Source organism: Streptomyces kronopolitis (assembly GCF_050953795.1).
GTDB classification, from domain to species: Bacteria; Actinomycetota; Actinomycetes; order Streptomycetales; family Streptomycetaceae; genus Streptomyces; species Streptomyces kronopolitis_A.
Genome location: NZ_CP191850.1, coordinates 5495249 through 5507132, shown reverse-complemented (window position 1 = coordinate 5507132; position 11884 = coordinate 5495249). Strand labels below are relative to the sequence as shown.

At 71.9% G+C, this 11884-nt stretch carries 9 protein-coding genes and 1 pseudogene; 7 read left to right on the top strand and 3 right to left on the bottom strand.

The genetic code is table 11. The features are described from left to right. Positions 1–94: 94 nt before the first annotated feature. Complete coding sequence (locus ACQP17_RS24470; RefSeq protein WP_433858202.1) at positions 95–352, top strand: hypothetical protein; 258 nt, start codon at positions 95–97, stop codon at positions 350–352. A gap of 60 nt (positions 353–412) precedes the next feature. Here ACQP17_RS24470 and ACQP17_RS24465 read toward each other — a convergent pair. Both ACQP17_RS24465 and ACQP17_RS24460 read right to left on the bottom strand, forming a co-directional pair. After that, positions 413–1570: pseudogene (locus ACQP17_RS24465) on the bottom strand (LON peptidase substrate-binding domain-containing protein); the annotation flags it as partial. A 135-nt stretch (positions 1571–1705) separates the two neighbouring features. Beyond that, a complete protein-coding gene (locus tag ACQP17_RS24460; protein ID WP_433858201.1) occupies positions 1706–2539 on the bottom strand; it encodes a pentapeptide repeat-containing protein in 834 nt (277 codons plus the stop codon). 193 nt (positions 2540–2732) lie between these two features. On the opposite strand from ACQP17_RS24460, the gene ACQP17_RS24455 reads away from it, so the two are divergent. Further along, positions 2733–3236 (top strand): YfbM family protein, encoded by a 504-nt coding sequence (locus ACQP17_RS24455; RefSeq protein WP_433858200.1) that lies wholly within the window; start codon positions 2733–2735, stop codon positions 3234–3236. Positions 3237–3320: 84 nt separating this feature from the next. After that, positions 3321–3875 (top strand): hypothetical protein, encoded by a 555-nt coding sequence (locus tag ACQP17_RS24450; RefSeq protein ID WP_433858199.1) that lies wholly within the window; start codon positions 3321–3323, stop codon positions 3873–3875. Between the two features lie 76 nt (positions 3876–3951). Here ACQP17_RS24450 and ACQP17_RS24445 read toward each other — a convergent pair whose 3' ends face one another. Beyond that, complete coding sequence (locus ACQP17_RS24445; protein ID WP_433858198.1) at positions 3952–4854, bottom strand: rhomboid-like protein; 903 nt, start codon at positions 4852–4854, stop codon at positions 3952–3954. Between the two features lie 242 nt (positions 4855–5096). On the opposite strand from ACQP17_RS24445, the gene ACQP17_RS24440 reads away from it, so the two are divergent. From ACQP17_RS24440 to ACQP17_RS24425, 4 genes are all read left to right on the top strand, one after another. Then, positions 5097–5861, top strand: a complete 765-nt coding sequence (locus ACQP17_RS24440) for a spermidine synthase (protein WP_433858197.1) — start codon at positions 5097–5099, stop codon at positions 5859–5861. A gap of 74 nt (positions 5862–5935) precedes the next feature. Beyond that, a complete protein-coding gene (locus ACQP17_RS24435) occupies positions 5936–6676 on the top strand; it encodes a response regulator transcription factor (protein WP_364877366.1) in 741 nt (246 codons plus the stop codon). After that, entirely contained in the window at positions 6673–7797 is a 1125-nt protein-coding gene (locus ACQP17_RS24430) for an ATP-binding protein (protein WP_433858196.1), read from the top strand. The genes ACQP17_RS24435 and ACQP17_RS24430 overlap by 4 nt, the downstream gene beginning before the upstream one ends. A 237-nt stretch (positions 7798–8034) precedes the next feature. Next, positions 8035–11835: a multifunctional oxoglutarate decarboxylase/oxoglutarate dehydrogenase thiamine pyrophosphate-binding subunit/dihydrolipoyllysine-residue succinyltransferase subunit gene (locus tag ACQP17_RS24425; protein WP_433858195.1), complete on the top strand. Its 3801-nt coding sequence runs from the start codon at positions 8035–8037 to the stop codon at positions 11833–11835. Positions 11836–11884: the final 49 nt, after the last annotated feature.

Here is an 11884-nt window from a genome sequence, read left to right as displayed (position 1 = left end):
CTGCACCGGTCGACTGTGAGGTGAGAGAAGCCCCGTTCGTAGCGTCTCCCCCCGTGACGCGCGGACGGGGCTTCGGCGTGACTACCCTGGGCCCGTGCGAATCACATGGACGGCTGAAGACCGGGGCGAGCAAAGCGCCGAAGCTAAAACGGCGGACGCTGCCGCTGACGAAATGGTGAGCGGCGTTGCGCAGATGTACAGCGATATGAACACGACGGTTGGCGCTCACGTCATGTTGCACTTCGTCACTCCGCTGCGAAGCCGGCTGATCAATGAGGGTTGGTCAGTGGCGAGCAACGGCGAAGTCTGGTCAGCCCAGGAAGGCCCGGTAGGCGTGACGCTCAACCCGTAGGATGCGACGTTTTCCCAGGTCAGAGGCCCTATATCCTCGTACCCCCCAACTGGGGTATGCTTTGCCGACGCCGGGCGGCCCGACGAGCGCCAGCACGGCGCCGCCCGCCCGTCGCCCGCCACCGCCCGTGCCCGCCCCGCCGCGCGCCGCCCCCTTCGACGGCCCCCCGACCGGGCCGAGCCCGCGCTCGGCCCGGCGCTTGCGGACGGCCAGGTATTCGGTGATCCGCTCCTTGACGTCCTCCAGGCCCGCGTGGTCGGCGTCCAGGACCTCCCTGGCTCCGGCGATGTCGTAGGCGTCCTCGGTGCGGGTGTTCCAGGGGAGTTCGAGGACGGTGTCGAGCCAGGTGCGGATCCAGGAGCCGTCGGGGCTCTGGTCGCTGGACCGCTCCAGCTTGTCGACCTCCTTGAGGGCGGCCTTGCGGACGTCCCCGGGCAGGTCGGCGGCCTCGACGCGGGCGCGGTAGTCGTCGCCCTCGTCCTCCGGATCGCCGTTGAGCCCGGCGAGTTCCTTGCGGACCGCCTCCAGCTGCCGCCGCAGCAGGAACTCCCGCTGCTGCTTGTCGACGCCCTCCTGGACGTCCTTGGCGATGGACTCGGCGACATCCTGCTCGGCGAGGTGCTCGCGCAGCAGCTCGGTGGCGAGCTTGAGGCGGGCGACCGGGTCGGTGGTCTCCAGCAGCCGGACCTTCTGTTCGGTGGTCAGGAACGGCGAGTAGCCGGAGTTGTCGGCCAGCGCCGACACGTCCTCGATCTGCTGGACGCGGTCGACGACCTGCCAGGCGCCGCGCTTGCGCAGCCAGCTGGTGGCCAGCGCCTTGTATTCCGTGACGAGTTCGGCCACCGCGCCGGGCAGGACGTCGGGGGCCGTCTCCTCGACGGTCGTGCCCTCCACCCAGAGGGCGGCGCCGGGCCCGGTCGTGCCGGAGCCGATCCGCACCCGGCCCAGGCCCCGGATCAGGGCCCCGGGGTCGCCGTCGGACAGCCGGCCGACCTGCTCGATCCGGCCGAGGGTTCCGATGCCCGCGTACGTCCCGTCGACGCGGGGAACGAGCAGCACCCGCGGTTTGTTGCCCGAGGAGGCGGCGGCCTGCGCGGCCTCCACCGCGGCGCGGACCTCCGCGTCGGACAGGTCCAGGGGCACCACCATGCCGGGGAGCACGACCTCGTCGTCGAGGGGCAGCACGGGCAGAGTGAGCGAGGTGGACGTCGAAGCCATGATCTCCCCTTCGGCAAGCAAGTTGAGCTTTTACCGCTCAATGCCGGGGAGCCCGGAGATGTTCCCCCGGGGGCGTTCGCTGTGAGCGATCAGGGACGGCGGCCGGTCGCGCGCCGCCTAGCCGCGGGCCCGCGGCTACCAGTGGGCGGGGCGGGTCAGGGACGGCGGCAGCGTGGTGGCGGCGTCGCCCCGGGCCGCGTCGATCTGCGCCTGGGTGAGGAAGAGGGCACCGGTCAGGTCGGCGCCGGCGAGCCGGGCGTCCCGCAGATCGGCGCCGATCAGGTCCGCGGTGCGCAGATCGGCGCCCGTGAGGTCGGCGGCGATCAGGCAGGCCCTCCGCAGGCAGGCGCCGCGCAGGTCGGCCCCCTTGAGGCGGGCCCCCATCAGATCGGCGCCCCGCCGCTGCTTCTTGCGGCCCGGGACCGTGGCCCGGACCAGTTCGCTGGTGCGCAGCAGCAGGGCGTTGACCTCGTCCCGGTGGGCCGGCACGTCCAGCGCGGCCAGCTCCCGGGCGCCGCCGCGGGTCAGGGCTTCGGTCTTCTCCCGCGCGGCCCGCAGCGCGGCGTGCACCGGGCGGGCCGCCGGCCGGGTCAGCGCCTCGGACAGGTACCACAGCAGCTCGTGCAACTGCCGCATGACGGGGAAGACCTCGAACATCTGCCGGGCGGTCCCGGGGGCGCTTCGCCAGTCCCGTCCGCCGAAGGTGACCTGGGAGACCTTCTGTCCGGCGCCGAAGCAGTCGAAGACGGTGCAGCCGCTGAAGCCGCGCTCCCGCAGCCGGGTGTGAATGCCGCACCGGAAGTCCGTGCGGAGGTTCGGGCAGGGCGTGCCGGCGTCCTTGTCGAGGGCGAAGTCCGCCGAGGCCGCGAACGGCAGCGCGACACAGCACAGCCCGAAGCAGCTGGCGCAGTCGGACCGCAGAGCGGGATCGACGGTGTCCGGGACCGGGGACTCGTGGGGAGAGGACATGGCGCGTGCGCTCCTGCGGTCGGCGGGCACGGCCCGGGGCCGTGCGCGGAAAGGGACGCCCATTCTCCCAGCCGTCACGGGTGCGCGACGGGCGGCCGATCGGCGGGTGCCGCGGCGGCCGGTGGCGGTCCGGGGCCGGGCAACGGCCCGCCGCGCGGGAGGCGTTGTCAGTGGTCGCCCCTAGCCTCGTCCCATGAGCATGATCGGAGAGTACGCACGTGTCACACCGGCCGAACTCGACCGCGCCCTCGACGACCCCGAGTGGGCGCTGACGCTGGTCGACGCCCGGCGGGAGGCGGAGGCCGACACGTGCCCGCCGCCGGCGTCGGCGCGCTGCCTGGACGTGGACAAGGCCTGGGACGCGCTCGGATTCCTGCTGCGCCGCCTGGGCTTCCCGGTGGACATCGTCCACGGCGAGGAGCCCGTCCCCGGCGCCGACGACTGGGGCTACGGCCCGCCCCGCTACCTCACCCCCGAGCGGGTGCGAGAGGCCGCCGCGGCGCTGGCGGGGATAACCGGCGACGGGCTGACGGCCGGTGTCGGCCCGGCCGACCTCGCCGCGGCGGAGGTGTACCCGACGATCGTCTGGGAACGGGGCGAGCCACTGGACTATGTCCGCGAGTACTACGCGCTGTTGCGGCCGTTCCTGTGCGCGGCCGCGGAGCAGGGGGACGGGGTGCTCATGTGGCGGGGATAGCGGCGCGGTCCACTCGGGCGGCAGGCCGGGCGACGCCCCGACGCGTCCTGCCTCACGCCCCGTCATGACTGCTACCTTCGCGGCATGGTGCAGCGGATGTCCGGAGTCTTCATCGGCGCATTCTTCGGGACGGTCTTCGTGGTCGCCAATGCGCACGCCCCGCTGAATCCGGTGCTCGGCATCGCCCTGCGGGTGCTCGCGGTGCTCACCTTCGCCGGGCTGCTGGCGCTCGCCGTGCGGGCCGGGCGCCTCGCGCCGGCCGTGGCCGAGGGCCCCGAGCTGCCGCGGGCGGACTGGTTCCGGGGGAAGTTCGCGTTCGTCGTGGGGGCCGAGGCGGCGCTGCTGCTCGGCGGGAATCTCGCGCTGCGGGAGGGTGGCGCGCCCCAGGAGACCGCCGTGGCCTGGATCGCACTGATCGTCGGTCTGCATTTCCTCGCGCTGACCGCGGTCTGGAAGCGGCGCAGCATCGCCGTCCCCGGCGCCGCGCTGACCGCGCTGGGGGTGACCGGGCTGGGCATGGCGGCGACCTCCGCCGTGGTGTGGGTGCCGTTCGTCAGCGGCGTGCTGTCGGGCGTGGCGCTGCTGGGCGGCTGCGCCTACGCGATCGCCCAGACGTACCGGTCGGCGGTGCGGCCGTGAGCCGCGAGGCCGCGAGGCCGCGAGGCCGTGACGCCGTGAGGCCTTCAGGCCCTGGCGCCGCCCGGCCCGTTGCGGTTCAGGTCGGGCCGGCGCCCTGCAGAGCCGGCCGGCCCAGGTCGCCGAGGAGCGGGGCGGGCCGGGTGCGGTGGGCGCGCCAGTGGCGCAGCAGCGGCCAGGCGGCCACGCCCAGGGTGAGCGAGAGCAGATGGCCCCACGCGGTCATCGGATCGGCGTAGGCGAGCAGGTCGGTCACGGCCAGGTAGCCGACGCCGGCCAGCAGCGGCCAGCGCAGCCAGGCCGGCAGCAGACCCGCCAGGGCCCCTATGCAGGTCATCACGCCGAAGCTGATGCCGTAGTCGAGGCGGTGCAGGGAGCTCTCCGGCAGTCGGCCGGCGGCGACCGAGAAGGCGACCGGCAGTTCGGTGGCGAGGGTGGCCACCGCGTGCCCGCCGAAGAAGACGGCGGCGGTGCGCAGTCCGCCCAGCCGCCGCTCCAGCGCCGTCAGGACGAAGAGGAAACCGAGGGCGTAGGCGGAGGTCATCCCGCCCGCGATCCACAGGGCGCTGGCGACCAGCACCATCAGCGGGGAGCGCGCGAGGTGGGCGACGTCCGTACTGGAGCCCTGGAGCAGATCGGAGACCAGCCCCGGGTCGCCGTATTCGGTGACCAGCGAGGTGACCACGAGCAGCACGGCGTAGCCGAAGGTGAAGGGGGTGCCGGCGGGGGTGGGCAGCAGCCGCCAGGGCCGCCACCGCAGGCCGGGCACCGTCCCGCGCCGACGGGCCGCGGCCTCCTGCGCCGTGTCCCCCTGCGCCGCGGCGTCCCCGTCCACGGCCGCCCGGCCGCCGCGCTGCCGGGGGATCCCCGTCAGCAGGCCCGGCCCCGCGTCCGGGACGGTGTCCGGTTCCGGGGGGCGTCCCGGGGCGTCGGCGGGCGCGCGCCCGGCGCGCGTTCTGTCGGCGGTTCCCAGCCAGCTCACGGTCCGAGGCCCCTTCCGTCCATGGCGCTTGCGGTGAGGCACGTCCGTGTCGCCCGGCCGTGATCCCTCTGCCCTGCTCAACGTTCATGACCAGCGTGCACGCTCAACCCATGAGGAAGCTGTGCGAGTGAGATCCCTCACGTGAGGCAACCGTCGCCGCGGACCCCGCGTCCGCGCCGATCATGGCGACCCGCCCCGCAAAGCGATGGACCGGCCCCGCCCCTTTTGGCCACCATGTCGTCATGGTTCCCGTTACTGCCGCGCCGACCCCCGACGGTCACTCCGCGGTCCCGCTCACCCTCGACCGCCGCTTAGGCCCCTACGGAGAGGTGGTGCTGCGGCGGCGCGGCACGCCCCCCGCCGATCCGGGAACGGGCGGGCCCGCGGCACCCGTTGAGCCGGTGGTCTACGAAATCATCGCCAACGGCTGCTTCCTGATGGACACCTCCGACGGCCGCTCCGAACGGCTGCTGGTCGACGCCGCGCTGGCCGCGCTGCCGGCCGGGCGCCCCCGTCCCGCCGTGCTGATCGGCGGCCTCGGCGTCGGCTTCTCCCTGGCGCGCGCGGCCGGCCGGCCGCGCTGGGGCCGGATCGTGGTGGCCGAGCGCGAGGAGGCGGTCATCGACTGGCACCGCACCGGCCCGCTGTCGGCCGTCTCGGCGGACGCGCTGGCCGACCCGCGCACCGAGATCCTGCACACCGACCTCGTCGCCCATCTGCGCGGCGGAGCGGCCCAAAACACCTATGACGCTGTGTGTTTGGACATCGACAACGGCCCCGACTGGACCGTCACCGAGGACAACGGGAGCCTCTACTCCCCCGCCGGACTGGCCGCCTGCCGCGACTGCCTGACCCCCGGCGGAGTGCTCGCCGTCTGGTCCGCGCAGCCCTCCCCGGCATTCGAGGAAGCCCTACGAAATGCCGGATTCACCGGGGTACATACGGAAGAGATCCCCGTTGTCCGAGGCGTCCCCGACGTGGTCCATCTTGCGTGCAAGGGCGCGTAGCCGACAGTCACACCATGCCCGTACGCTGCTGCCCAGCAAGACGCGACCACGCAGGGGCAATGCAGGGGCGGGCGATGGACCAGAGTCAGACAACGCAGGGCGGCGCCACCGCCGCCACGCCCGGTGCCCAGCGCCGGGTGCTGGTCGTGGAGGACGACCCCACGATCGTCGAGGCCATCGCGGCCCGGCTGCGCGCCGAGGGCTTCCAGGTCCAGACGGCCACCGACGGCCCCGCCGCGGTGGACACCGCCGAGGCCTGGCAGCCCGATCTGCTGGTCCTCGACGTGATGCTGCCGGGCTTCGACGGCCTGGAGGTCTGCCGCCGGGTCCAGGCCCAGCGCCCGGTGCCGGTGATGATGCTCACGGCCCGGGACGACGAGACCGACATGCTGGTCGGCCTCGGCGTCGGCGCCGACGACTACATGACCAAGCCCTTCTCGATGCGCGAGCTGGCCGCCCGGGTGCACGTCCTGCTGCGCCGGGTCGAGCGCGCCGCGCTGGCCGCGCACACCCCGCGCAGCGGCATCCTGCGGCTGGGCGAGCTGGAGGTCGACCACGCCCAGCGCCGGGTCCGGGTGCGCGGCGCGGACGTCCATCTGACGCCCACCGAGTTCGATCTGCTGGTCTGCCTGGCGAACACCCCGCGCGCGGTGCTCTCCCGTGAGCAGCTGCTGGCCGAGGTGTGGGACTGGGCGGACGCCTCCGGGACCCGCACGGTCGACAGCCACATCAAGGCGCTGCGCCGCAAGATCGGCGCCGAGCGGATCCGCACGGTCCACGGCGTCGGTTACGCCCTGGAGACCCCGGCCGCATGACGCGGCGGTGGCGAACGCCCCTGAGCCGGCTGTGGCAGCGCGTCTGGGAGGGGCTGCGCCCGCTCGACCCGTACCGCTCCGTCAAGGCCGCGCTCGGGGCGCTGGTGAGCGTCTCGGTGATCATCACCACGCTGCTGGTGTTCGTCGCGATGCACTCCGCGACCGAGCTGCGGGTGATCACGATCTTCTCGATCATCGCCTCGCTGCTGATCACCCAGTTCGTGGCCAACAGCCTGACCGCGCCGCTCGACGAGATGACGGATGTCACCCGCTCGATGGCGCACGGCAACTACAGCCGCCGGGTCCGCTCCGAGCGCCGTGACGAGTTCGGCGACCTCGCCGACGCCTTCAACCGGATGGCGGCCGACCTGGAGGCGGTGGACACCCACCGCAAGGAACTGGTGGCCAATGTCTCCCACGAGCTGCGCACCCCCATCGCCGCGCTGCGCGCCGTCCTGGAGAACGTCGTCGACGGGGTCAGCGAGCCCGACCCCGAGACCATGCGCACGGCCCTGCAGCAGACCGAGCGGCTGGGCCGCCTGGTCGAGCACCTCCTGGACCTCTCCCGGCTGGACAACGGCGTGGTGCCGCTGCACGCCCGGCGCTTCGAGGTCTGGCCGTATCTGTCCGGGGTGCTCAAGGAGGCCAACATGAGCCGCGGCGCCTCCACGCTCTCCGGGACGGCCGGCTCGGGCACCCACACCCGTACGGACGTCCACCTCCACCTCGACGTCTCGCCCCCGGAGCTGACCGCGCACGCGGACGCCGAGCGGCTGCACCAGGTAGTGGCCAATCTCATCGACAACGCGATCAAGCACAGCCCCCGGCACGGCCGGGTCACGGTGCACGCGCGGCGCGGGGAGGGGCCCGAGAGCCTGGAGCTGGACGTGCAGGACGAGGGGCCCGGCATCCCCGAGTCGGAGCGCTACCGGGTCTTCGAGCGCTTCAACCGCGGCGGTCCGGCCCCCTCGGGGCCCGGCTCCGACGGCGGTACGGGCCTGGGCCTGGCCATCGCGCGCTGGGCGGTGGATCTGCACGGCGGGCGCATCCGCGTGGCCGAATCACCACGTGGTTGCCGGATCCGGGTCACTCTTCCGGGGCTGGAGTCAGCTCGAGGCTGACGGCCGCTGACGTAGGGTCGGTGGTGGAAGCGCTCCTTCAGGGGTGCTGCGGCGATGCCGCCTACCCGCACACAGGCAAACCCCGTGTGTTTCCCGCCAAGTCCTGCCACGAAACCCGTCCGGGAATGTGACGTACGCGACGAGTGCCCCTCCCAGCCTGCATCCGGGGTCACAACAGGCGTAGCCTTTATTCCCGCTGTCCACCACCTTAGGAAGCGGAAGAGGGCGGTTGCCGCCGTGTCGCTACAGTCCCCCAACAGCTCGAGCATCTCGACCGACCACGAGGGGCAGGGAAAGAACCCTGCCGCCGCGTTCGGTCCCAATGAGTGGCTCGTCGACGAGATCTACCAGCAGTACCTCCAGGACCCGAACTCGGTAGACCGAGCCTGGTGGGACTTCTTCGCCGACTACAAGCCGGGCGGCGCCACCGCGCCGGGCCAGCCGGCGGAGGGTTCTCCCGGTGCGGGCTCCGGCTCCGCGGGAGCGGCTGACGCCGCACAGCCCGCCGCGCCGGCCGCCCCGGCTCCGTCGGCCCCGGCAGCGCCCGCCGCCGCCGCGCCGAAGCCCGCCGCCGCGCCGGCCACCCCGGCGAAGCCCGCCGCGAGCGCTCCGGCGCCGGCCAAGAGCGCGCCGGCCAAGCCGGCCGCGAAGCCGGCCGCCGAGGCCACGGAAGGTCCCGAGTTCGTCACGCTGCGCGGCCCCTCGGCCGCCGTTGCGAAGAACATGAACGCCTCCCTGGAGCTGCCGACGGCCACGTCCGTCCGCGCGATCCCGGTGAAGCTGCTCTTCGACAACCGCATCGTGATCAACAACCACCTCAAGCGCGCCCGGGGCGGGAAGGTCTCCTTCACCCACCTCATCGGGTACGCGATGGTGCAGGCCCTCAAGGCCATGCCGTCGATGAACCACTCCTTCGCGCTGAAGGACGGCAAGCCGACGCTGGTCAAGCCCGAGCACGTCAACCTCGGTCTGGCCATCGACCTGGTGAAGCCGAACGGTGACCGCCAGCTCGTCGTCGCCGCCATCAAGAAGGCCGAGACGCTGACCTTCTTCGAGTTCTGGCAGGCCTACGAGGACATCGTCCGCCGGGCCCGCGACAACAAGCTGACGATGGACGACTTCACCGGGGTCACCGCGTCGCTGACGAACCCGGGCGGCATCGGCACGGTCCACTCCGTGCCGCGCCTGATGCCCGGCCAGTCCATGATCATGGGCGTCGGCTCGATGGACTACCCGGCGGAGTTCCAGGGCACCTCGCAGGACGCCCTGAACAAGCTGGGTGTCGCCAAGGTCATGACGCTGACCAGCACCTATGACCACCGCGTGATCCAGGGCGCCGCCTCCGGCGAGTTCCTGCGGATCATGAACCAGCTGCTGCTGGGCGAGAAGGACTTCTTCGACGACATCTTCAAGTCGCTGCGGATCCCCTACGAGCCGGTCCGCTGGCTCAAGGACATCGACGCCTCGCACGACGACGACGTCACCAAGGCCGCGCGGGTCTTCGAGCTGATCCACTCCTACCGGGTCCGCGGCCACGTCATGGCCGACACCGACCCGCTGGAGTACCACCAGCGCAAGCACCCCGACCTCGACATCACCGAGCACGGTCTCACCCTGTGGGACCTGGAGCGCGAGTTCGCGGTCGGCGGCTTCTCCGGCAAGTCCATGATGAAGCTGCGCGACATCCTGGGCGTGCTGCGCGACTCGTACTGCCGCACCACCGGCATCGAGTTCATGCACATCCAGGACCCCAAGCAGCGCAAGTGGATCCAGGACCGGGTCGAGCGTTCGCACAAGTCGCCCGAGCGCGAGGAGCAGCTGCGCATCCTGCGCCGGCTGAACTCCGCCGAGGCGTTCGAGACGTTCCTGCAGACGAAGTACGTCGGCCAGAAGCGCTTCTCGCTGGAGGGCGGCGAGTCCGTTATCCCGCTGCTGGACGCGGTCATCGACTCCGCGGCCGAGTCGCGCCTGGACGAGGTCGTCATCGGCATGGCCCACCGCGGCCGGCTGAACGTCCTCGCCAACATCGTCGGCAAGTCCTACGCGCAGATCTTCCGGGAGTTCGAGGGCAACCTCGACCCGAAGTCGATGCACGGTTCCGGGGACGTGAAGTACCACCTGGGCCAGGAGGGCGTCTTCACCGGTCTGGACGGCGAGCAGATCAAGGTCTCGCTGGCCGCGAACCCCTCCCACCTGGAGGCCGTCGACCCCATCGTCGAGGGCATCGCGCGCGCCAAGCAGGACCTCATCAACAAGGGCGGCACGGACTTCACCGTCCTGCCGATCCAGCTGCACGGTGACGCGGCGTTCGCCGGCCAGGGTGTGGTCGCCGAGACGCTGAACATGTCCCAGCTGCGCGGCTACCGCACCGGCGGCACGGTGCACGTGGTCATCAACAACCAGGTCGGCTTCACCGCCGCCCCGGAGTCGTCGCGTTCGTCCATGTACGCCACCGACGTGGCCCGCATGATCGAGGCGCCGATCTTCCACGTCAACGGTGACGACCCCGAGGCCGTCGTCCGCGTGGCCCGGCTGGCCTTCGAGTTCCGCCAGGCGTTCAACAAGGACGTGGTCATCGACCTCATCTGCTACCGCCGCCGTGGTCACAACGAGTCGGACAACCCGGCCTTCACGCAGCCGCTGATGTACGACCTGATCGACAAGAAGCGCTCGGTGCGCAAGCTCTACACCGAGTCCCTCATCGGTCGCGGCGACATCACGCTGGAAGAGGCCGAGCAGGCGCTGCAGGACTTCCAGGGCCAGCTGGAGAAGGTCTTCACCGAGGTCCGCGACGCCACCACGACGCCGGCCGCCCCCGAGGTGCCGCAGCCCAAGGCGGAGTTCCCGGTCTACGTCGACACCGCGATCTCCCAGGAGGTCGTCAAGCGGATCGCCGAGTCGCAGGTCAACATCCCCGAGCGGGTCACCGTCCACCCGCGTCTGCTGCCCCAGCTGCAGCGCCGCGCGGCCCAGGTCGAGGACGACACCATCGACTGGGGCATGGGCGAGACCCTCGCCATCGGCTCGCTGCTGATGGAGGGCACCCCGGTCCGGCTCGCCGGCCAGGACTCCCGCCGCGGCACCTTCGGCCAGCGCCACGCGGTGCTGATCGACCGCGCGACCGGCGACGACTACACGCCGCTGCTCTACCTCTCCGAGGACCAGGCCCGCTTCAACGTCTACGACTCGCTGCTGAGCGAGTACGCGGCGATGGGCTTCGAGTACGGCTACTCCCTGGCCCGCCCGGAGGCGCTGGTCATGTGGGAGGCGCAGTTCGGTGACTTCGTCAACGGCGCCCAGACGGTCGTCGACGAGTTCATCTCCTCGGCGGAGCAGAAGTGGGGCCAGACCTCCGGCGTCACCCTGCTGCTGCCGCACGGCTACGAGGGCCAGGGCCCGGACCACTCCTCGGCCCGGATCGAGCGCTTCCTCCAGCTGTGCGCGCAGAACAACATGACGGTCGCCGCGCCGACGCTGCCGTCGAACTACTTCCACCTGCTGCGCTGGCAGGTCCACAACCCGCACCACAAGCCGCTGGTCGTCTTCACCCCGAAGTCGATGCTGCGTCTGAAGGCCGCGGCGTCGAAGGCGGAGGAGTTCACCACGGGCGGCTTCCGTCCGGTCATCGGCGACGACAACGTCAAGGCCGAGGACGTCCGCAAGGTCATCTTCTGCTCCGGCAAGGTCTACTACGACCTGGAGGCCGAGCGGGACAAGCGCGGCGCGACCGACACGGCGATCGTCCGCATCGAGCGGCTCTACCCGCTTCCCGGCAAGGAGCTCCAGGCGGAGATCGCCAAGTTCCCGAACGCCGAGAAGTACCTGTGGACCCAGGAGGAGCCGGCGAACCAGGGTGCGTGGCCGTTCCTCGGCCTCAACCTGATCGACCACCTCGACCTGGCCGTCGGTGCCGATGTGCCGCACGGCGAGCGGCTGCGCCGGATCTCCCGGCCGCACTCCTCGTCGCCGGCCGTCGGTTCCGCCAAGCGCCACCAGGCGGAGCAGGCACAGCTGGTCGCGGAGGCCTTCGACGCCTGAGTCGGCAGGCCGCCGGGGTGACCGGTGGAACAGCGGAAGGGCCCGTCCC